We start from the raw sequence: 392 nt of genomic DNA, 5'->3' as shown, positions 1-392 counted from the left end.
CTGCCGCAGCCGATCAAAACCCACGTTTATTCTTCCTTCAGCCTTGGTAAAGCCCCTAAAATCGTCCTTCAACGACCCTTGCTGCTGATCACTGCCAGTCAGGCGACTGGCTATGCTCCCCCTACCATTCTTTTGGAGCCAATTACTAAACCTCCGTTGATTTATGGCCGTAATCCGGACAACATTCCTCTTGGAAGTCGAGTCCGATCCGAGCTTGCTCAGCTCTTCGTTGGCGCAGCCATCAATCATGAGGGCGTCGTCGGGATAAGGATTATGCTGTTTCAACTGGGACTCGGCGCCTAGATACTGCCGCAGCCGATCTAAACTCACGACCACTTTTCCCTCGGCCTCGGTAAATTTCCTAAAATCCTCCTGCAACGACCGTTGCTGCT

General features: G+C 52.3%; 1 protein-coding gene. It reads left to right on the top strand.

The window, feature by feature from the left end; genetic code table 11:
- Positions 1-303, top strand: a 303-nt coding sequence (locus CO655_RS34200; RefSeq protein WP_210201042.1) for a hypothetical protein, incomplete at its 5' end; no start/stop codon positions are given.
- Positions 304-392: the final 89 nt, after the last annotated feature.

Source organism: Rhizobium sp. M1, assembly GCF_002531805.1.
Taxonomy (GTDB): Bacteria; Pseudomonadota; Alphaproteobacteria; order Rhizobiales; family Rhizobiaceae; genus Rhizobium; species Rhizobium etli_C.
This window is presented reverse-complemented; position numbering and strand designations above follow the sequence as displayed.